The sequence below is a fragment of the Rhizobium indigoferae genome, assembly GCF_034554815.1.
GTDB lineage: Bacteria > Pseudomonadota > Alphaproteobacteria > Rhizobiales > Rhizobiaceae > Rhizobium > Rhizobium leguminosarum.
In genome coordinates, this window is record NZ_CP140635.1 from 3,050,974 (window position 1) to 3,071,431 (window position 20,458).

The 20,458-nt window shown below is 62.1% G+C and carries 16 protein-coding genes; 9 read left to right on the forward strand and 7 right to left on the reverse strand.

The window, feature by feature from the left end:
• Positions 1 to 42: 42 nt before the first annotated feature.
• The gene (locus U5G49_RS15395) at positions 43 to 954 is read right to left on the reverse strand and encodes a LysR family transcriptional regulator (RefSeq protein WP_193443489.1); all 912 of its coding nucleotides are present in this window, start codon (positions 952 to 954) and stop codon (positions 43 to 45) included.
• 139 nt (positions 955 to 1,093) lie between these two features.
• Between U5G49_RS15395 and U5G49_RS15400 the strand changes: the two genes are divergently transcribed.
• Positions 1,094 to 2,089, forward strand: a complete 996-nt coding sequence (locus U5G49_RS15400; RefSeq protein ID WP_193443486.1) for an aldo/keto reductase — start codon at positions 1,094 to 1,096, stop codon at positions 2,087 to 2,089.
• A 58-nt stretch (positions 2,090 to 2,147) separates the two neighbouring features.
• Here U5G49_RS15400 and ypfJ read toward each other — a convergent pair whose 3' ends face one another.
• Both ypfJ and U5G49_RS15410 read right to left on the reverse strand, forming a co-directional pair.
• Entirely contained in the window at positions 2,148 to 3,068 is a 921-nt protein-coding gene (gene ypfJ / locus U5G49_RS15405) for a KPN_02809 family neutral zinc metallopeptidase (protein WP_193443484.1), read from the reverse strand.
• 77 nt (positions 3,069 to 3,145) lie between these two features.
• The gene (locus tag U5G49_RS15410) at positions 3,146 to 3,676 is read right to left on the reverse strand and encodes a DUF2306 domain-containing protein (protein WP_193443482.1); all 531 of its coding nucleotides are present in this window, start codon (positions 3,674 to 3,676) and stop codon (positions 3,146 to 3,148) included.
• Positions 3,677 to 3,723: 47 nt separating this feature from the next.
• Between U5G49_RS15410 and U5G49_RS15415 the strand changes: the two genes are divergently transcribed.
• Positions 3,724 to 4,500: a LytTR family DNA-binding domain-containing protein gene (locus U5G49_RS15415; protein WP_018242993.1), complete on the forward strand. Its 777-nt coding sequence runs from the start codon at positions 3,724 to 3,726 to the stop codon at positions 4,498 to 4,500.
• A gap of 269 nt (positions 4,501 to 4,769) precedes the next feature.
• Positions 4,770 to 8,258 (forward strand): carbamoyl-phosphate synthase large subunit, encoded by a 3,489-nt coding sequence (gene carB / locus U5G49_RS15420; protein ID WP_112904308.1) that lies wholly within the window; start codon positions 4,770 to 4,772, stop codon positions 8,256 to 8,258.
• Between the two features lie 56 nt (positions 8,259 to 8,314).
• Here the strand turns inward: carB and U5G49_RS15425 are convergent, their stop codons facing one another.
• Positions 8,315 to 9,769 carry a UdgX family uracil-DNA binding protein gene (locus tag U5G49_RS15425; RefSeq protein WP_193443480.1) on the reverse strand — a complete coding sequence of 485 codons (1,455 nt, stop codon included), beginning with the start codon at positions 9,767 to 9,769 and terminating at the stop codon, positions 8,315 to 8,317.
• Complete coding sequence (locus U5G49_RS15430; protein ID WP_028732917.1) at positions 9,769 to 11,001, reverse strand: putative DNA modification/repair radical SAM protein; 1,233 nt, start codon at positions 10,999 to 11,001, stop codon at positions 9,769 to 9,771. Before U5G49_RS15430 ends, U5G49_RS15425 begins: the two co-directional genes overlap by 1 nt.
• A 253-nt stretch (positions 11,002 to 11,254) precedes the next feature.
• On the opposite strand from U5G49_RS15430, the gene greA reads away from it, so the two are divergent.
• Both greA and U5G49_RS15440 read left to right on the forward strand, forming a co-directional pair.
• Positions 11,255 to 11,731, forward strand: coding sequence for a transcription elongation factor GreA (greA, locus tag U5G49_RS15435; protein WP_003541639.1), 477 nt, complete (start codon positions 11,255 to 11,257; stop codon positions 11,729 to 11,731).
• A gap of 27 nt (positions 11,732 to 11,758) precedes the next feature.
• The gene (locus U5G49_RS15440) at positions 11,759 to 12,817 is read left to right on the forward strand and encodes a glycosyltransferase family 4 protein (protein WP_130652818.1); all 1,059 of its coding nucleotides are present in this window, start codon (positions 11,759 to 11,761) and stop codon (positions 12,815 to 12,817) included.
• Between the two features lie 73 nt (positions 12,818 to 12,890).
• Here U5G49_RS15440 and U5G49_RS15445 read toward each other — a convergent pair whose 3' ends face one another.
• The gene (locus U5G49_RS15445) at positions 12,891 to 14,225 is read right to left on the reverse strand and encodes a dicarboxylate/amino acid:cation symporter (protein WP_018242998.1); all 1,335 of its coding nucleotides are present in this window, start codon (positions 14,223 to 14,225) and stop codon (positions 12,891 to 12,893) included.
• Positions 14,226 to 14,449: 224 nt separating this feature from the next.
• Between U5G49_RS15445 and U5G49_RS15450 the strand changes: the two genes are divergently transcribed.
• Together U5G49_RS15450 and U5G49_RS15455 are read left to right on the forward strand one after the other, a co-directional pair.
• A complete protein-coding gene (locus tag U5G49_RS15450; protein WP_130652819.1) occupies positions 14,450 to 16,318 on the forward strand; it encodes an ATP-binding protein in 1,869 nt (622 codons plus the stop codon).
• Between the two features lie 4 nt (positions 16,319 to 16,322).
• Complete coding sequence (locus U5G49_RS15455) at positions 16,323 to 17,669, forward strand: sigma-54-dependent transcriptional regulator (protein WP_130652820.1); 1,347 nt, start codon at positions 16,323 to 16,325, stop codon at positions 17,667 to 17,669.
• A 32-nt stretch (positions 17,670 to 17,701) separates the two neighbouring features.
• Here the strand turns inward: U5G49_RS15455 and U5G49_RS15460 are convergent, their stop codons facing one another.
• Positions 17,702 to 18,169, reverse strand: coding sequence for an Lrp/AsnC family transcriptional regulator (locus U5G49_RS15460; protein WP_003541645.1), 468 nt, complete (start codon positions 18,167 to 18,169; stop codon positions 17,702 to 17,704).
• A 231-nt stretch (positions 18,170 to 18,400) separates the two neighbouring features.
• Between U5G49_RS15460 and trxB the strand changes: the two genes are divergently transcribed.
• Both trxB and U5G49_RS15470 read left to right on the forward strand, forming a co-directional pair.
• The gene (gene trxB / locus U5G49_RS15465) at positions 18,401 to 19,375 is read left to right on the forward strand and encodes a thioredoxin-disulfide reductase (protein ID WP_018243001.1); all 975 of its coding nucleotides are present in this window, start codon (positions 18,401 to 18,403) and stop codon (positions 19,373 to 19,375) included.
• Between the two features lie 22 nt (positions 19,376 to 19,397).
• Complete coding sequence (locus U5G49_RS15470; protein ID WP_018446649.1) at positions 19,398 to 20,294, forward strand: LysR family transcriptional regulator VtlR; 897 nt, start codon at positions 19,398 to 19,400, stop codon at positions 20,292 to 20,294.
• Positions 20,295 to 20,458 lie beyond the last annotated feature (164 nt).

Genomic DNA, 20,458 nt, shown 5'->3' on the forward strand with positions numbered 1-20,458 from the left:
CAAAGTTTTTGATAGTGCAGAACGGGAAGTTTATGAGACGTCTCAACCGAGGGGCGCGCGCTGCCGTTCCAGCTTCAGAAAATCGACGAAGGCGCGCAATGGTGCCGGCATATGCCGTCGACTGGCGTAATAAAGATACGGACCGGAAAATTCGCTGGCCCAATCGTCGAGGATAGCGACCAGTTGACCGGAGGCGAGGCCCGGTTCCAGGAGCTCTTGGAATGAGCTGATGATGCCCAGCCCCGCGACGGCGGCGGCAAGCTCTATCTCGATCGAATTTGACGTAAGCGCACCGCTTGGCGAGATGGCAAAAGTCTCCCCGTCGCGCTCGAATTCCCAGGTGAGCCCGATCCCGCTGAGAAAGCGATGCCGGATGCAGCTGTGCTCCAGCAGGTCACGCGGATGTTGCGGCATGCCCCTTTCCTGCAGATAAGCCGGTGAAGCGGCGGCGACATAGCGCTGCCGGCGCGGACCGATCGGCACGGCGATCATGTCGCGCTCGATGCGCTCGTCATAACGGATGCCGGCGTCGAAACCGGCGGCGAGCACGTCGATGAACGTATCCTCGGCGACGATCTCCAGCTCGATCTCAGGATAGAGCTTCAGGAACCGGCAGGCAATGTCGGGCAGGAACAGCCGCGCCGCGACCGTCGGCACGTTGAGCCGCAGCGTGCCGGCCGGCCTGTCGCGGAAATTGTCGAGCGCCCCGAGCGCGGCGGCGACCTCACTGAGCGCCGGCTCTAGTTGCGCCAACAATCGTTCCCCGGCGGCCGTTGGCGTGACGCTGCGCGTCGTCCGATTGAGCAGGCGCACGCCGAGCCGCTCTTCCAGCCGCCGCAGCGAGTCGCTGAGCGATGAGGCTGAAACCCCACGCTTGCGGGCGGCGGCGCGAAAGCTGCGCTCCCTTGCAATCGCCGTGAAAGCATCCAGATCACTCAAGGGAAGATCGCTCATTGTGCATTTTTCCGTACGGCCTGTTCGACACTATCCGGATTATCGCACAAATACGAAAGCGCTAAAAAGGTGTCCGGCAGCGCCGCCCCGGCGCGGACGTCCGATAGCGCGCCGCTCCGGCGCAAAGAAGGAGAAGACAATGCAGACCTATCGTTTGGGAAAGACCGGACCCGATGTCTCGGCCATCGGCCTCGGCTGCATGGGCATGTCGGGCATGTATGGTCCCTCAGATCGCGCAGAAAGCATCGCGACGATCCATGCCGCGCTCGATGCCGGCGTCAACCTGCTCGACACCGGCGATTTCTACGGCATGGGCCACAATGAAATGTTGATCGGCGAGGCATTGAAGGGCCGCAGGCGCGAGAACGCCGTCATCAGCGTCAAGTTCGGCGGCATGCGCGATCCGGTCGGCGGCTGGAACGGCATTGACGCCCGCCCGGTCGCGGTCAAGAATTTCCTCGCCTATTCGCTGCAGCGCCTCGGCGTCGACTATATCGACATCTACCGCCCCGCCCGCCTCGATCCGAACGTGCCGATCGAGGACACCGTCGGCGCCATCGCAGATTTGGTCAAGGCGGGTTATGTCAGGCATATCGGCCTGTCGGAAGTCGGCGCCGATACGATCCGCCGCGCCGCCACTGTTGCCCCGATCGTCGACCTGCAGATCGAATATTCGCTGATCTCACGCGGCATCGAGGAGAAGATCCTGCCGACGACACGCGAACTCGGCATCTCGATCACCGCCTACGGCGTGCTGTCGCGCGGCCTGATCAGCGGCCACTGGCAGAAGGGCCAGGGTGCGACGGCAGGCGACTTCCGTAATTACAGCCCACGCTTTCAGGAAGGCAATATCGAGCAGAACCTCGCTCTGGTGGAGAAGCTGCGCGAGATCGCCGAGGCAAAGAGCGTCTCGGTCGCCCAGATCGCCATCGCCTGGGTCGCCGCCAAGGGCAAGGATATCGTCCCGATCATCGGCGCTCGCCGCCGCGACCGACTGAGCGAGGCGCTCGGCTCACGCGCCGTCGACCTGTCGCCAGAAGATTTCGAAGTTATCGAACGCGCCGTGCCGAAAGACGCGGCCGCGGGTGGGCGTTATCCCGAGCATATGCTGCAGCATATGGACAGCGAGAAGTAAGCAAGGGATGGAAGGGGCTGCGATGTGCTTATGCCATCCGCCCCTTCCTCTCTACTCCTCAAATCGGGCCGGAAAACGTATCGCAGGCTGACAACTGGCCGCTGTCGAAGCCACGCTTGAACCATCTGACGCGTTCCTCCGAGGTGCCGTGGTTGAAGCTTTCCGGCACGACATAACCCTGTGACCGCTTCTGCAGCGTGTCGTCGCCGATCTGCTGGGCGGCGTTCAGCGCTTCCTCCAGATCGCCGGACTCCAGCAGGCCCTTCTGCTGGGTATATTTGCCCCAGATGCCGGCGAAGCAATCGGCCTGCAACTCGACGCGCACCGACATCTTGTTGGCGTCGGCCTCGCTCATGCGCTGACGCGCCTGGTTGAACTTCGGCAGGATGCCGAGCAGGTTCTGCACGTGATGGCCGACCTCGTGGGCAACGACATAAGCCTCGGCGAAATCGCCGGACGCGCCGAAGCGGTCGGAAAGCTCCTGAAAGAATTCGGTATCGAGATAAACCTTGTGGTCGCTGGGGCAGTAGAACGGGCCTGTTGCAGATGATGCGGAGCCGCAGGCCGAGGCCGTCGAGCCCGAGAACAGCACAAGGCGTGGCTCCTCGTAATTCTGGCCCTGCGCCTGGAAGATGCCCTGCCAGGTATCTTCGGTCTCGGCAAGAACGGTGCGCATGAAAGCAGTCATCTCGTCATTGGCGGGCGTGCGTGTTCCGCCGGACTGGCTCTGCTCGTAGCCGGGACCGCTCGTCGTACCGCCGGTGTCGAGCACTTGCATCAGGTCGATGCCCATCGCCTTGAAGATAAAATAGATGACGACGAGGAAGATGATCGTGCCGATGCTGAGGCCGCCGCCGGCGCGGCGAACGCCGCCGCCGGAGGGGAAATTAAAGCCGCCGCCGCGGCCGAAACCGCCGCCGGTCGGATCGCTGCGGCGATCTTCGATATTGTCGGACTGACGCCGGCCTCTCCATTCCATCTTCGCTCTCCCCGGCAATGCCTGTGCTTGCACTCAAGGAGTCTATATATCCGTCGGCGGCTGGAATTCCAGCGACTTCATCGGGCAATCAGGCGCCCGCGTCGGCGGCGCAGCACGATCGCGACCAGGATCGAGCCGATCACCGCCGCGGCAAGGGCCGCCGGCCATTCCGCGCCGGTGAAGACGACCGCATGCATGATCCGGCCAGGCACGAAAGTGAACAGGCCGGCAAGGACGATGCCGCCGAAATAAAGGCCGGCGACGATGCGCTTGTGCAGACGGATATTGCCGCGACGAGCCGCAGCGATCGCATTCCAGCTGCCAAACAATGTTGCAATCGACAAAAGATGGATCGGGCTGAACCCGTAGAAAAGATCGAGTTGGTGAATGAAGAAGCTCGATATTGCCGTTACAATCATCAGCACCATCCAGATCCTGCCGAGCAGCCGGTGCAGCGGCGTGCCCTTGGGGCGCAGCAGGATATAGGCGCCGAGAAGGGCCGCCGGCGTCACAGCGGCGACATGGATCTGAACGGCGAGCGGGGCATCGAAGAGCGGTTCGAGGGTCATGAGCGGCATCCGGTTGAATTCGATCGCTCTTTCCGCCAAGACTTCATCTGCCTCAATCCGAACCGCGCGAACGGCAGGAAAACTTCGTGATTCACCCCTTCTTGCAATCCACGCTTCGCGAATTGCAGGTCTTTCTCCACTCCCGGCGCTTCTGGGGAACCTTTGCCGCGATCGTCCTGCTCTTTGCCTTCACCGGCCCCTACGGCACGATGCAAAGCATGGCCTTTGGCGAACGCCTCGCCTATTGGCTGAGCCTGCATGCCCTTGCCTGGGTGATCGCCATCCTCTGCGCGGTCGCGGCCGAAAGACTGCTGCGGGAGGTGATCGTTTCCATGTTCGCCCGCATGATGACGGGTTCACTCGCCGCCGCCCTGCCGATCGGCTTTGCCATCGGCCTCGTCGACTATGTCTTCACCGGCGAAACGACCACGCTGCAAAGCGGCCTGCAGCGCGCGCTTTTTGCGGTGCCGCTCTGCGCCCTCTTCTGCCTTTTGACCTACATGGCGATGAGCCAGAAAATCGCCGAAGCCGCAGCACCTCACGAAACCAGCCCCGGCACCTCGATCCTCGACCGGCTGAAGCCTGAGAACCGTGGCCCGCTGCTGCGCCTTTCCGTCCAGGATCACTATACCGAGGTGGTGACCGGCCGCGGGCGCGAACTGGTGCTCTTGCGTTTTGCCGACGCGCTGAAGGAAACCGCCGCAACGCCGGGCCTTCGCGTTCATCGCTCGCACTGGGTGGCCGACGCCCATGTCGACAGCCTGAAACGCGACAATGGCAGGCTGCTGATCCTCACCCGCGACGGCACGAAAATCCCGGTCAGCCGCAGCTATGCCGAGGATGTGCGCCGCCGCTTCACGTAAAGAAGACGCGCCAAACGCTTGACGGGACTCCCGCTTTCGCTCCTCCTGAAGCAGGGTGGCGGCAAAATCCGGGTGGTGGTCGTGCCTGACGGGAAATAGTCTTTCGTGCCGTGTTGGATTCCTGTCGATTCCGCGATTTATGGGGTTCCGTTTGCAAATACATTTGCCTATAAGCCGCTTCTAGCCTGAAAAGACCCAGCATGCGCGACCCGACCCGGTGATCTCCCACCCTGGCCGGCTTTCTGCGCAGCCAGAAAACGGAAGCACTCATGCCGAAGCGCCAAGATATCAAATCGATCCTCATCATCGGCGCGGGACCGATCGTCATCGGCCAGGCTTGTGAGTTCGACTATTCCGGCACCCAGGCCTGCAAGGCGCTGAAGGAGGAAGGCTACCGCGTCATCCTCGTCAACTCCAACCCGGCGACGATCATGACCGATCCGGGCCTTGCCGACGCCACCTATGTCGAGCCGATTACCCCCGAAGTCGTCGCCAAGATCATCGCCAAGGAGCGCCCGGATGCGCTGCTGCCGACCATGGGCGGCCAGACGGCGCTGAACACCGCGCTTTCGCTGAAGCGCATGGGCGTGCTCGACCGTTACAATGTCGAGATGATCGGCGCCAAGCCCGCCGCCATCGACATGGCCGAGGACCGCGCGCTGTTTCGCGAGGCGATGGCCCGTATCGGGCTGGAAACCCCGCGCTCGATGCTGGCGAACGCCACCGACATCAAGGACCTCGACCGCAAGACGCACGAGGCCGAGCGCAACAAGCTGCGCGAAAGCCTCTCCGGATCCGATCTCGACAAGGCGCTGGACGAGCTGGAAAACCAGTGGAACCTCGGCGAGAGCGACCGCAAGCAGCGTTACATGAGCCATGCCATGGCGATTGCCGCCCAGGCGATCGACCATGTCGGCCTGCCCGCCATCATCCGCCCCTCCTTCACGCTCGGCGGCACCGGCGGCGGCATCGCCTACAATCGCTCGGAATTCTTCGAGATCGTCGGCGGCGGCCTCGACGCCTCGCCGACCACCGAAGTGCTGGTCGAGGAATCGGTGCTCGGCTGGAAGGAATATGAAATGGAGGTCGTCCGCGACAAGGCGGACAACTGCATCATCATCTGCTCGATCGAGAACATTGATCCGATGGGCGTCCACACCGGCGATTCGATCACCGTCGCGCCGGCGCTGACGCTGACCGACAAGGAATACCAGATCATGCGCAACGCCTCGATCGCGGTGCTGCGCGAAATCGGGGTCGAGACCGGCGGCTCGAACGTCCAGTTCGCCGTCAATCCGAAGGACGGCCGTCTCGTCGTCATCGAAATGAACCCGCGCGTCTCGCGCTCGTCGGCGCTCGCCTCGAAGGCCACCGGTTTCCCGATCGCCAAGATCGCCGCCAAGCTCGCGATCGGCTATACGCTGGACGAACTGGATAACGACATCACCGGCGGCGCAACGCCTGCCTCCTTCGAACCGTCGATCGACTACGTGGTCACCAAGATCCCGCGTTTCGCCTTCGAGAAATTCCCCGGCGCCTCGCCGGTGCTGACGACCGCGATGAAATCGGTCGGCGAAGTCATGGCGATCGGCCGCACCTTCGCCGAATCGCTGCAGAAGGCGCTGCGTGGCTTGGAAACCGGCCTGACCGGCCTCGACGAGATCGAGATCCCCGGCTTTGAAGAGGGCGAATCCAGCCAGAACGCCATCCGCGCCGCAATCGGCACGCCGACGCCCGATCGCCTGCGCATGGTCGCCCAGGCGCTGCGCCAGGGCATGAGCGAAGCCGAAGTCCACGAAGGCTGCAAAATCGATCCCTGGTTCATCGCCGAACTGAAGGCGATCGTCGAGATGGAGGCCCGGATTCGCGAGCACGGCCTGCCTGATGATGCCGCTAACCTGCGCATGTTGAAGGCCATGGGCTTTTCCGACGCGCGCCTGGCGACACTAACCGGCAAGCGCCCGAAGGAAGTCGCCGAATTCCGCAACAGCCTGAACGTCCGGCCTGTCTTCAAGCGCATCGATACCTGTGCGGCCGAATTCGCCTCGCCGACCGCCTATATGTATTCGACCTATGAGACGCCTTTCGTCGGCGCCGCTCGCTCCGAAGCTGAAGTCTCCGACCGCAAGAAGGTTGTTATCCTTGGCGGCGGCCCGAACCGGATCGGCCAGGGCATCGAGTTCGACTATTGCTGCTGCCACGCCGCCTTCGCGCTCAAGGATGCGGGTTATGAGGCGATCATGATCAACTGCAACCCGGAAACCGTCTCGACCGACTACGATACGTCGGACCGCCTCTATTTCGAGCCGCTAACGGCCGAAGACGTGATCGAGATCCTGCGGGCAGAACAGGAAAAGGGCGAGGTCGTCGGCGTCATCGTCCAGTTCGGCGGCCAGACCCCGCTGAAGCTCGCCGAAGCCCTCGAAAAGAACGGCATCCCGATCCTCGGCACCGCGCCCGACATGATCGACCTTGCCGAGGACCGCGACCGCTTCCAGAAGCTCCTGATGAAGCTCGACCTCAATCAGCCGAACAACGGCATCGCTTATTCGGTCGAGCAGGCCCGCATGGTCGCCACCGAAATCGGCTTCCCGCTGGTCGTGCGTCCCTCTTACGTGCTCGGCGGCCGCGCCATGCAGATCCTCCATTCGGAAGGCCAGTTGCAGACCTACCTGCTCGATACCGTGCCTGAACTCGTGCCTGAGGATATCAAGCAGCGCTATCCCAACGACAAGACCGGCCAGATCAACACCCTGCTCGGCAAGAACCCGCTGCTCTTCGACAGCTATCTCAGCAACGCCATCGAAGTCGATGTCGACTGCCTCTCCGACGGCACCGATGTCTATGTCGCCGGCATCATGGAGCATATTGAGGAAGCCGGCATCCATTCCGGCGACAGCGCCTGCTCGCTGCCGCCGCGCTCGCTGTCGGTCGAACTGCTCGACGAGCTGGAGCGCCAGGCCAAGGCCATGGCCAAGGCGCTCAATGTCGGCGGCCTGATGAACGTCCAGTTCGCCATCAAGGATGGCACCGTCTACGTTCTCGAAGTCAATCCGCGCGCCTCGCGCACCGTGCCCTTTGTCGCAAAGACCATTGGCGCGCCGATCGCCAAGATCGCCGCCCGCGTCATGGCCGGCGAGAAACTCGATGCGACCTTTGCCGCCTATGGGCAAAAGCCCGATCCGCGCAAGCTGAAGCACATCGCCGTCAAGGAAGCCGTCTTCCCCTTCGCCCGCTTCCCCGGCGTCGACACACTGCTCGGCCCGGAAATGCGCTCGACGGGTGAGGTCATCGGCCTCGATACCGATTTTGCGCTGGCCTTCGCCAAGTCGCAGCTCGGCGCCGGCGTCGAGCTGCCGCGCGACGGGACGGTCTTCGTCTCCGTCCGCGACGCGGACAAGCCGCGCGTGCTGCCGGCGATCCGCATCCTCGTCGAGCAGGGCTTCAAAGTGCTGGCGACCGGCGGCACTGCCCGCTTCCTTGGCGAAAACGGCATCACCGCTACCAAGATCAACAAGGTGCTCGAAGGCCGTCCGCACATCGAGGACGCGATCCGCAACCGCCAGGTCCAGCTCGTCATCAACACCACCGATGGCAACAAGGCGATCTCGGACTCCAAGTCGCTCCGCCGTGCGACGCTGATGCAGAAGGTGCCCTACTACACGACGATGGCAGGCGCAGAGGCCGCCGCCCAGGCGATCAAGGCGCTGAAAGCCGGCAATCTGGAAGTGCGGCCGCTGCAGAGCTATTTCGCCTGAGATACGGAACGCCATCGCTCGATGAGCGATGGCGCCAGCCTTGCCATTGAATCAGCTTATGCAGCCGCCAGCATAAGGCGCTGAATTGTCAGCATATCTTCGCGAAATCGTGCCAGTTCATCCGCTTTCAGCCGCTCGTCGGGAATACGCAGCAGATAGGATGGATGCACCGTCACGAAGAGCGTTCGCCTCTCGTCGATCGCGATCGCTTTCCCCCTGACATCCTGCAGCCGCTGTTTCGTATCGGTCAGCGCCGCGAGCGCCGTCGCCCCCATCGCAACGACCAGCTTCGGCTTGATCAGCGCCATCTCCAGATCGAGCCACCAGCGGCAATGCTTCACCTCGCCCATATTAGGCTTCTGATGGATGCGACGCTTGCCGCGCGGCTCATACTTGAAATGCTTGACGGCGTTGGTGACGTAAAGCTTTGAGCGATCGATGCCCGCATCAGTGATCACTTGATCGAGGAGCCTGCCGGCGGGACCGACGAAGGGGCGCCCTGATATATCCTCCTGGTCGCCCGGCTGCTCGCCGACGAACATCACCTCGGCATCGCGCGGCCCCTCCCCGAATACGGTTTGCGTCGCCTTCGCATGAAGCGGACAACGGGTGCAGACGGCAGCTTCCGCGCGCAGTGCTTCCAGCGTGCCCGCCGGCGCTTCGGGCGCGGCAGGAATAGTGCGCGCGGCTTCCTGCAGGCGATCGTGAAAGGGCAACGATTGGGTCGCCTCCCGCGCGGCCATGGCCCGCACCTTGCTCTCCGCCGATGCGATCAGCCCGGGGATGAGATCGGCTTCCGGCAGGTTCTTCCAGTATTTTTTCGGCATCTCCGCCTGCATCGCCTTCAGCTTCAACCGCGCCGGATTGAAAATGCTGGCGTAGTAGGTGCGCCAAAGTTCATCGGCAGCATCGGTGAGATTGGGTTTTTCGCACGGCTCGTCGCTCATCGTCAGCCGCTCGCCGTCCCAGGCGGCCGAACCCTTGGGCGTGGCGATCAGCCAGTCCATGTCGGTGAAGCGCCGTTGGAAGAAGGGCGCTGTGCGCCTGACGATATGATGATCCGGCTCGAACCAGGCGAGGAATTTTCGACGGTCCGCCGATACCGCACCGACCTCCTTGAAGCGGACGAAGGCCGTCATCTTGTGCGCGTCGCGTCGAACGTTTTTCGCCATCAGCCTGGCATGGGCAACGTCCTCGTCGGAAGCCACTTCCAGCAGTTGCCGGTCCAGTTGCAGCCGCCAGAGCAGACGGTAAAGCAGGGAAAAGCGCGCCGGGTCGGTATGGCAGAGAACTGTCTGCGCGAGCTCGATGAAGGCGGGCGGCACCGTCATCGGCTTACGTGCCGTGACAGGCGCCGGCGGCATGGCGTCGCGTTGAAACGCAAGGTCCGCCTCCGCGCCTTTTTCGCGCCAATCGATCTCTTCCGGCAGGATGCCCGCAGCCGCGAAAGCGCGCGCGGCGTCACGCCATTCGGCAAGCTCCCCTCGTCCTGCAAGCACGACCCGGCGCATCACAGCAACGACAATTGTTCAGGTTGCGGTTCGAACATGGCGCGAAGGTCGGGGCGCTCGATCAATCGGCGCGGCGACCAACCTTCCGCCGAGATGAAGGATTGGACCTTCTTGATCGAAATGCCGAGCCGCTGGAGATCGTCCAACCGCAACCGGCGAAACCGCCGAGCCGAAACGATCGCTTTGACCGTCTTGGTGCCGAGCCCCGGCACGCGCAGCAACCGTTCACGCTCGGCCCTGTTGATATCGACGGGAAACTCGGCCCGGTTGGCGAGCGCCCAGGCAAGTTTGGGGTCGAGCGTGAGATCGAGCATGCCACCCGCCTGGTTCGCGGTGATCTCGTCGATGCCGAAACCGTAGAATCGGTAGAGCCAATCGGCCTGATAGAGCCGGTGCTCGCGCATCAGCGGCGGCTTGATCAGAGGCAGATTTTTCGACGAGTCCGGGATGGGGCTGAAGGCGGAATAATAGACGCGCTTCAGGCCGTAGCTGCTGTAAAGCCGGCCGCTTGTCGCAAGAATCGTCGCATCGTTCGCCCCGTCGGCGCCGACGATCATCTGCGTGCTCTGGCCGGCCGGCACGAAACGCTGACGCTTCTTCGTCCGCAGCGTCGGTTCGCTGGCGGCCTCGATCTTCAGCCTCAGATCTCCCATCGATCGCCGGATATTGGCAGGCTTCTTTTCCGGCGCGAAGCGGGTGATGCCGTTATCCGTCGGCAACTCTATATTGAGCGACAGCCTGTCGGCATGAAGCCCCGCCTCCTCGATCAGACGCGGTGACGCCTCGGGGATCGATTTCAGATGGATATAGCCACGGAAATTATGGGTCACACGCAGTTCGCGGACGATGCGGACCATCTCTTCCATCGTGTAATCGGACGAACGAATGATGCCGGAGGAAAGGAACAGGCCTTCGATATAGTTGCGGCGGTAGAATTCCAGCGTCAGCCAGATGACCTCCTCGGGCGTAAAGCGCGCCCGTTCGACATTGCTCGACGAGCGATTGACGCAATAGGCGCAGTCGTAGATGCAGAAATTGGTCAGCAGTATTTTTAGAAGCGAAATGCACCGCCCGTCCGGTGCATAGGCATGACAGATGCCGGATCCCTCGGTCGAACCGAGCCCGCCACTTGCCCGGGAATCACGTTTCACCGTGCCGCTGGAAGCGCAGGAAGCGTCATATTTCGCGGCATCGGAAAGGATGGCCAAGCGTTCTGTGAGCGACTTCTTCATTAGTATGTTCACTATATGTTCTCTTGTGCGGAGTCAATCGGGACGATCGGATTTCTGCCCATTCTCAAGGCGCACCACCTGATATCGGGGCGGGCGGCGTTTCTCTTATGCGAATTTTCTGGAAATCGGCCGTGGCGATCTGCTATAAGCGTCCGACTAAGATTGTGGCACGGTTCCGAAGCTCCCCTTCGGGACCTGTTTTCTTTTGTGTTCGCCGCTGATTGTGCGGATACGAGGATTGAAGGACAGAAAAATGGTTGAAAAGGTACCGATGACACCGGGCGGTTTCGTCAAGCTGCAGGAAGAGCTGCGCTGGCGCCAGCAGGAGGAGCGCCCCCGAATCATCGAGGCGATCGCCGAAGCCCGTGCTCATGGCGACCTTTCCGAAAACGCCGAATACCACGCCGCCAAGGAAGCCCAGAGCCACAATGAAGGCCGCATCAGCGAGTTGGAAGACCTGACGGCGCGCGCCGAGGTCATCGACCTCACCAAGATGTCGGGCGACAAGATCAAGTTCGGCGCCAAGGTGAAGCTCATCGACGAGGACACCGAGGAAGAAAAGACCTACCAGATCGTCGGCGACCAGGAAGCCGACGTCAAGGCCGGCCGCATCTCCATCTCCTCGCCAATCGCCCGTGCGCTGATCGGCAAGGAAGTCGGCGATTCCATCGAGGTCAACGCGCCGGGCGGCTCCAAGGCCTACGAAATCCTCCAGGTTTCCTGGGGCTGATCGCCCGCGAGCCGCGAGACCCCTCCCTTGCCTGATATCCGTGACGTCGAGATCATTGCGCCCAATTTCAAGCGCCGGCTCTCCGGCGTCACGTCGACGATCGTCCAGCTCATCCCGTGCCAGATCCGGCTCGGCATCAAGATCGCGACACTCGGCCCCGGCCTGCCGGAGGACCTGCCGAAACTGAAGTGGCGGCAGCTCCTCGGCCTTTGGCGCCCGCCGGCGCGCCCGCGCCGGCGTGTCTGGCACGCTCGCCGCAACAACGAGATGGCCGTCGGCATCCTGCTTCGCCATCTCACGCGCATGCCGCTGAAGCTTCTCTTCACCTCGGCCGCGCAACGCCGCCACACCGCCTATACGAAATGGCTGATCCGTCGCATGGACGCCGTTATCGCGACCAGCGACCGTTCCGGCTCGTTCCTCGAGGTGCCGCACACGGTCATCCAGCACGGCGTCGACCTTGCTCTGTTCCATCCGCCGGAAACCGCAGAGGACGGCATCGCCGCCACCGGCCTGCCCGGCCGCCATCTCGTCGGCTGCTTCGGCCGTGTGCGCCATCAGAAAGGCACTGATCTTTTCGTGACGGCGATGATCGAACTCCTGCCGCAGCATACTGAGTGGACGGCAGTCGTCTCCGGCCGCGTGACGGCGGAGCACGTGGCATTCGCAGACAAACTCAAGGCGGACGTCGCCGCCGCCGGACTGAGCGACCGTATCCTCTTTCTCGGCGAAGTGCCTGACATCAAGATCTGGTATCGCCGCCTGACGCTTTATGTCGCCCCCTCCCGCAACGAGGGCTTCGGCCTGACGCCGCTCGAAGCCATGGCCTCGCGAACCGCGGTGGTGGCATCGGATGCGGGCGCCTATGCCGAGCTCATCGTCACGGGCGAGACAGGTTCGGTCGTCGCCGCCGGCGATGGCGAGGCGCTGACGCGGGCAATCGCGCCCTATATCGCAGATCCCGTTCTGGCGCTCGCGCATGGCGAGAATGCGCTGCGGCATGTCAGGGCGAATTTCGCGCTGGAGAAGGAAGCAAGTGCGATCGGCGCCGTTTATAACAGTCTTCTCGGCGACAATCGCAGCTGAAGCCGAAAAGAGAAACGGCCCGTTGGATGACGGGCCGCTGCAGGGTTTCTAAGGATAAGGGGATAGCGGCTAACTATTCGGCCGGCTGCAGCCCGGCAGCCGAAGTATCCTCTCCGGTCTGGCCGCCCAGTGCTGCGGCGAGTTGCACCGTATCCAGCTCGTTTTCCCAACGTGCCACGACGATCGTCGCCACCGCATTGCCGACGAGGTTGGTCAGCGCCCGGCATTCCGACATGAAGCGGTCGATGCCGAGAATGAGTGCCATGCCAGCGACCGGCACGGATGGGACGACGGAGAGCGTTGCGGCAAGTGTGATGAAGCCGGCGCCGGTGATGCCTGCGGCACCCTTCGAGCTCAGCATCGCCACCAGCAGCAGCAGGATCTGGTCACCCCAGGAGAGATGGATGCCGGTTGCCTGAGCAATGAACAGCGCTGCCAGCGTCATGTAGATGTTGGTGCCGTCAAGATTGAAGGAATAGCCGGTCGGGATGACGAGGCCGACGACCGAGCGCTTGCAACCGGCCTTTTCCATCTTGTTCATCAGCCCCGGAAGTGCGGCTTCCGAAGACGAGGTGCCGAGGACCAGCAGCAGTTCTTCCTTGATGTAGCGCAGCAGCGCCACGATCGAGAATCCGTTGTAGCGGGCAACAGCACCGAGAACGATGAAGACGAAGAGCAGAGACGTGATGTAGAAAGTGCCGATTAGCATGGCAAGGTTGGCGATCGATCCGACGCCGTACTTGCCGATGGTGAATGCCATGGCGCCGAAGGCGCCGATCGGGGCAGCCTTCATGAGGATGGCGACGAGCTTGAACACGGGAGCCGTCAGGGAATTGAGGAAGTTGACGACCTGCTCGCCCTTTTCGCCGACCATGGCGAGCGCGATGCCGAAGAGCACCGAGAAGAACAGAACCTGCAGAATATCGCCATCGGCAAAGGCGCCGACAATCGTCGTCGGGATGATGTTGGTGAGGAAGCCGACGATGCTCTGCTCATGCGCCTTGGCGGCAAAGGTGGCGACGGCGGCCGGATCCAGCGAGGCCGGATCGATGTTCATGCCGGCGCCTGGCTGGACGACATTGGCGACGATCAGGCCGATGATGAGCGCCAATGTCGAGAAGGTCAGGAAGTACAGCATCGCCTTGCCGGCGACGCGGCCGACCTTCTGCAGGTCGCTCATGCCGGCAATGCCGGTCGCAACCGTCAGAAAGATCACCGGCGCAATGATCATCTTGACGAGCTTGATGAAGGCATCGCCGAGCGGCTTCAGCTGGGTGCCGAGTTCGGGATAGAAATGACCGAGAAGGATACCCGCAGCGATGGCCACGAGAACCTGAACGTAAAGATGGCTATAAAAGGGCTTCTTGCCCTTGCTGCCTGCGACTGCATCGAGTGGTGCTGCGATCATGATGTCCTCCTAGTGGCTCGTCCGGAACGAACTCCGGCCTCCCGAGCCGTTCGCTTCAAGTCCAACAGCTCAGCCGTTGTTGCCACCTCCTTCGCAATCGCCGTGCCAGTTTTAAGCCGCCAACCAACCGATTGAATTTATTAATGAAAAATTTACGAGACTGCTGACAACTCATTAATCAATGCGGAAATCCGCACAAATCCATTTGCGTTTCGTGCAGAACAATGCACAAATCCGCCATGTCCGTGTCGCAGAAATTGTGGCCTTCCCTGCCCCTGCAACACCGCATCCGCCGGATGTGGTGGGCCTATGCCGCGCTCGCCTTCCTCGCGGTCGTCGCAAGCCTTTGGACCAGCGGCGAGATCGGCCAGCACCGGGCGGAGGCTGCCCTCGAGGAGCAGGCCCGCATGGATGTGACGCTGAATGCGGCGTTGCTGCGCACGGTCCTCGAAAAATACCGGGCGCTTCCCTTCGTGCTGTCGCAGGACACCGCGCTCGCCGCGGCGCTGGTGGGAAACGATGCCGGCACGTTCGAGCGGCTCAGTCAGAAGCTGGAAATGCTGGCGGCGGGCACGAAGGCCGCCGTCATCTATGTCATCGACAAGGACGGCATCGCGGTTTCGGCCAGCAACTGGCGCGAGCCGACGAGCTTCGTCGGCAATGACTACCGCTTCCGGGAGTATTTTCAGGGGGCGGTCGAACGAGGACAGGCCGAGCACTTCGCGCTCGGCACGGTCAGCAAGAAACCGGGTCTTTATATCTCGCAGCGGATTTCGGGCAGCAATGGCTTGCTGGGTGTCGTCGTGGTCAAGGTCGAATTCGACGACGTCGAGGCGGATTGGAACGCCTCCGGCACCCCGTCCTACGTCGTTGACGAGCGTGGCATTGTCCTCATCACCAGTCTTCCATCATGGCGGTTCATGACGATCGGCCGGATCGCCGAAGACCGGCTGACAGCGATCCGCGAAAGCCTCCAATTCGGCGCTGCGCCACTTCAACCCCTGCCCCTCGACATGGTCCGAAACCTCGGCGAAGGGCTCGATGTCGTCGAGATCGTCATGCCCGGCGATGCCGGGAAAACCAGGTTTCTCGATGTCGCAACGTCGGTGCCGGCGACCGGATGGCATTTGCAGCATCTGGTGGCGCTGGGGCCGTCCGTCGATGCGGGGATTCGCGAAGCCCGCATGCTGGCATTGCTCATACTCTTGCCACTGCTGGCCGGAGCAGCCTTCCTCTTGCGCCGCCGCCATACGATCGCCCTGCGGATCTCGAGCGAACAGCAAGCACGAGAGGAACTGGAACGGCGGGTAGTCGAGCGGACGCTGGATCTCAGCCAGGCGCGGGACCGGCTGCAGGCTGAAATCATCGGCCACAAGAGCACCGAGCAAAAGCTGCAGGCGGTGCAGCAGGATCTGGTGCAGGCCAATCGGCTGGCCATCCTGGGCCAGGTGGCCGCCGGCGTCGCTCATGAGATCAACCAGCCGGTGGCGACCATCCGTGCCTATGCGGATAACGCCCGCACCTTCCTCGATCGCGGCCAGACTGCGCCTGCCGGCGAAAATCTCGAAAGCATTGCGGCGCTGACGGAGCGCATAGGTTCGATCACCGAGGAGCTGAAGACCTTTGCCCGCAAGGGCCGCGGCAGCGCCGAACCAACAGGATTGAAGGACGTCATCGAGGGCGCGGTGATGCTGTTGCGCAGCCGGTTTGCCGGCCGCATGGACACGCTCGACATCGACCTGCCGCCCGACGAACTGCAGGTGATGGGAAACCGGATTCGTCTCGAGCAGGTCCTCATCAACCTGCTTCAGAACGCCCTGGAGGCGGTGGCGCCGAAGGCCGGAGAGGGTCGCGTCGAGATCAGAACATCAACTGACGCGGGGATGGTAACGGTGACAGTCGCCGACAACGGCCCCGGCATTCCCCCGGAAATCCGTAAAGGCTTGTTCACGCCGTTCAATACCTCGAAGGAAAGCGGTCTCGGCCTTGGCCTCGTCATCTCCAAGGATATCGTCGGCGACTACGGCGGCCGGATGGACGTTGCAAGCGACAGCGGTGGTACCCGGTTCATCGTTCAGCTGAGGAAGGCTTGAGGTCATGGACACACTGATGCCCGTTGCGCTGATCGACGACGACAAGGATCTGCGCCGTGCCACCGCGCAGACGCTCGAACTCGCCGGATTTTCCGTTTCCGCCTACGACGGTGCGAAAGCCGCGCTGGCGGACCTGCCGGCGGACTTTGCCGGCCCCGTCGTCACCGATATCCGCATGCCCGAGATCGACGGACTGCAGTTCTTCGCCACGCTGCAAGGGATGGACGTCGACCTGCCGGTGATCCTGATGACCGGCCACGGCGATATTCCCATGGCCGTTCAGGCGATCCAGGACGGCGCCTATGATTTCATCGCCAAGCCCTTCGCAGCCGATCGGCTCGTGCAGAGCGTGCGTCGCGCAAGCGAAAAGCGTCGGCTTGTTCTGGAGAACCGCATGCTGCGCAAAGCAGCCGAAGATGCGCAGGAGAATTTGCCGCTGATCGGCCAGACGCCTGTGATGGAAAACCTCAGAAACATTCTTCGCCACATCGCCGATACCGATGTGGATGTGCTCGTCGCCGGCGAAACGGGCAGCGGTAAGGAAGTGGTCGCCCAGATCCTGCATCAATGGAGCCACCGCCGGAAGGGCAATTTTGTGGCGCTGAACTGCGGCGCCCTGCCCGAAACCGTCATCGAAAGCGAGCTGTTCGGCCACGAGGCCGGCGCCTTTACCGGCGCCCAGAAGCGCCGCACGGGCCGCATCGAACATGCAAGCGGCGGCACGCTGTTCCTCGACGAGATCGAAAGCATGCCGGCCGCTACGCAGGTCAAGATGCTGAGGGTGCTGGAGATGCGCGAAATCACGCCGCTCGGCACCAATGAGGTGCGCCCCGTCAATCTTCGCGTCGTCGCGGCTGCCAAGATAGACCTCGGGGATCCCGCGGTTCGCGGCGATTTTCGCGAGGATCTCTATTACAGGCTGAATGTCGTGACGATCTCCATTCCGCCGCTGAGAGAACGGCGGGACGATATTCCGCTTCTGTTTTCCCACTTCGCCGCTCGCGCCGCGGAGCGCTTCCGTCGCGATGTCCCGCCGCTTTCACCTGATGTACGGCGACATCTGGCCTCGCACACATGGCCAGGCAATGTCCGCGAGCTCTCGCATTATGCCGAACGCGTGGTGCTTGGCGTGGAAGGCGGCGGAGCGGCAGCGGTCCCTCCTCAGCCGACGGGTGCGACGCTCCCCGAACGGCTGGAACGCTACGAGGCGGAGATCATCCGCGACACGCTGTCAGCCAATGACGGCGACGTGCGCCGCACCATCGAGGCGCTCGGCATTCCGAGAAAGACGTTTTATGACAAACTTCAGCGCCACGGCATCAACCGGGGCGGCTATAGCTCGCGCAAGTAATCCGTGACGACGATTAACCTGCCAAGGTCGTTTTAGACTTCGACCAGTCCCAGCTTCTTCACCTGCCGGATCGTCAGCATGGTGCGCACGGTATCGACATGTTCGTTCGCCGTCAGCACCTCGATGACGAAATCCTGAAAGCGGGTGAGGTTCTCCGCCACGCAATGCAGCAGGAAATCGCTGTCGCCCGAGACCATCCAGGCCTGGCGCACCAGCGGCCATTCGGCGGTGGCAGCGGCGAAGGCCTTGAGATTGCCTTCCGACTGGTGCTTGAGGCCGACCATGCAGAAAGCGACGAGGTCGAAGCCGAGCTTCGGGCTGTTCAGCATCGCGTGGTAGCCCTCGATGATGCCGGCTTCCTCGAGCTTGCGCACACGGCGCAGGCAAGGCGGCGCCGAGATGCCGACACGATCGGCGAGCTCCACATTGGTCATGCGGCCATCGGCCTGCAGTTCCCGGAGGATCTTTATATCGATGACGTCGAGTTCCGCACGCCCCACATCATTGCCTTTCTTTAATTCTCCGCGGGGAGCTTCTATATAAAGCCGCGGAATACGCAAGAAAGTTTCACGCCGATGACGGATTCTTGCACATCTGGGCGATTTGCCTTGTTGGTAACGCAAGGCTGCCCTTGAATAAAAGCATTGGACGTTCATAAATGGCGCATGGACCGCGAAACGGCCGCAATCGCCACTTAGCCGCCGCCCTCCTGCCAATCGAAAGGAAATGACATGCCCGCCCGCCACACCAAGGTGCTCATCATCGGTTCCGGACCCGCAGGCTATACTGCCGCGGTCTATGCCGCGCGCGCCATGCTGAAACCGGTTTTGATCGCCGGTCTCGAACAGGGCGGACAGCTGATGATCACCACTGATGTCGAGAACTATCCGGGCTTTGCCGATCCGATCCAGGGTCCCTGGCTGATGGAACAAATGCTGCAGCAGGCAAAACATGTCGGCGCCGAAATCGTCAACGACCTCGTGACCGAAGTCGACATGAATCAGCGTCCGTTCGTCGCCCGCACCGACAGCGGCCAGGTCTGGACCGCCGATACGCTGATCATTGCCACCGGTGCCAAGGCCAAATGGCTCGGCATCGAGAGCGAGCAGCATTTCCAGGGCTTCGGCGTTTCGGCTTGCGCCACGTGCGACGGTTTCTTCTATCGCAACAAGGACGTGATCGTGGTTGGCGGCGGCAACAGCGCCGTCGAGGAGGCGCTCTATCTCTCCAACATCGCCAAGTCGGTTACATTAGTGCACCGGCGCGACTTCTTCCGAGCCGAGAAGATCCTGCAGGAACGCCTGTTCTCCAAGGAGAATGTCAAGGTGCTGTGGAATACCGAAGTGGCCGAAATAACAGGCACACCGGCCAAGCCGCCAATGCCGCAATCCGTATCCGGCGCGCGCCTGCGTGACGTCAGAACCGGCACGATCACCGACATGGTGATCGATGGCGTCTTCGTCGCGATCGGCCATGCGCCGGCAACCGAACTCTTCAAGGACAAGCTGAAGCTGAAGGACAATGGCTATCTCTGGACCGCGCCGGATTCGACCGCGACCAGCCTGGACGGGGTCTATGCCGCGGGCGACGTGACGGATGATACGTTCCGCCAGGCGATCACTGCCGCCGGCCTGGGGTGCATGGCTGCACTTGAAGCCGAGCGATATCTGACGGGCCACATGCCCGTCGCCGTGGCCGCGGAGTAAGATCGGCATGAGGGGTGGGGGAATGCCATTGGATTGGGACAAGCTGCGTATTTTTCACGCAGCTGCCGAGGCGGGTTCGTTCACGCATGCGGCGGATAAACTGCATCTGTCCCAATCCGCCATCAGTCGCCAGGTCAGCGCGCTGGAGCAGGATGTCGGCACCAAGCTGTTTCACCGCCATGCACGCGGCCTGATTCTGACGGAACAGGGCGAACTGCTTTACCGCACCGCCCATGACGTGCTGCTGAAGCTCGAAACCGTGAAGATGCAGCTCACCGAGACGACCGAGACGCCATCCGGCAAGCTGCGCGTCACGACGACGGTCGGTCTCGGCCAGGGCTGGCTGACCGACAAGATCCAGGAGTTCCTGCAGCTTTATCCCGATGTGCAGATCCAGCTGATCCTCGACAACGAGGAAGTGGATGTGAACATGCGTCATGCCGACTGCGCGATCCGCCTGCGCCAGCCGCAGCAATCCGACCTCATCCAGCGCAAGCTCTTCACCGTGCACATGCACGTCTATGCGGCCCCGTCCTACATCAACCGCCACGGCGAGCCGCAGAAGGTCGAGGATCTCGACAATCACCGCATCATCACCTTCGGTGAGCCGGCGCCGAGTTACCTGCTCGACGTCAATTGGCTTGAGGTCGCCGGCCGCTCCTCCGACAACAAGCGCATCCCGCATCTGCAGATCAACAGCCAGACCTCGATCAAGCGCGCCGCCCTGCTCGGAATCGGCGTCGCCTGCCTGCCGGATTACATCGTCGGTCGCGACCCCGGCCTGATTCAGCTGGCGATCAATGCCGACGTCCCCTCCTTCGACACCTATTTCTGCTATCCAGACGAGATCAAGAACGCCGCCAAGCTGAAAGCCTTCCGCGATTTTATCGTCAGCAAGGCCAGAAACTGGAACTTTTGAGCCCGGTTTTATTGATGAATCGTCGACTATGCAGAACGTGCATGACTGGCATGCACAAATGAGGGTTGCCGTTTGCCCAATAAACCACCATATCGCACATAGCTGATGCACATGGTGGCTTTTCCTCCCAGTTCCACCGCATTAGCTGTTCCCCTCTGGAGGTT

Bases quoted from the DNA above. Each gene is read 5' to 3' on its own strand.
- carB (WP_112904308.1), top strand. From the start codon at position 4,770: ATGCCGAAGCGCCAAGATATCAAATCGATCCTCATCATCGGCGCGGGA.
- U5G49_RS15430 (WP_028732917.1), bottom strand. From the start codon at position 11,001: ATGAAGAAGTCGCTCACAGAACGCTTGGCCATCCTTTCCGATGCCGCG.
- U5G49_RS15425 (WP_193443480.1), bottom strand. From the start codon at position 9,769: ATGCGCCGGGTCGTGCTTGCAGGACGAGGGGAGCTTGCCGAATGGCGT.
- U5G49_RS15450 (WP_130652819.1), top strand. From the start codon at position 14,450: ATGCACAAATCCGCCATGTCCGTGTCGCAGAAATTGTGGCCTTCCCTG.
- U5G49_RS15455 (WP_130652820.1), top strand. From the start codon at position 16,323: ATGGACACACTGATGCCCGTTGCGCTGATCGACGACGACAAGGATCTG.
- U5G49_RS15470 (WP_018446649.1), top strand. From the start codon at position 19,398: ATGCCATTGGATTGGGACAAGCTGCGTATTTTTCACGCAGCTGCCGAG.
- trxB (WP_018243001.1), top strand. From the start codon at position 18,401: ATGCCCGCCCGCCACACCAAGGTGCTCATCATCGGTTCCGGACCCGCA.
- U5G49_RS15395 (WP_193443489.1), bottom strand. From the start codon at position 954: ATGAGCGATCTTCCCTTGAGTGATCTGGATGCTTTCACGGCGATTGCA.
- U5G49_RS15400 (WP_193443486.1), top strand. From the start codon at position 1,094: ATGCAGACCTATCGTTTGGGAAAGACCGGACCCGATGTCTCGGCCATC.
- U5G49_RS15445 (WP_018242998.1), bottom strand. From the start codon at position 14,225: ATGATCGCAGCACCACTCGATGCAGTCGCAGGCAGCAAGGGCAAGAAG.
- greA (WP_003541639.1), top strand. From the start codon at position 11,255: ATGGTTGAAAAGGTACCGATGACACCGGGCGGTTTCGTCAAGCTGCAG.
- ypfJ (WP_193443484.1), bottom strand. From the start codon at position 3,068: ATGGAATGGAGAGGCCGGCGTCAGTCCGACAATATCGAAGATCGCCGC.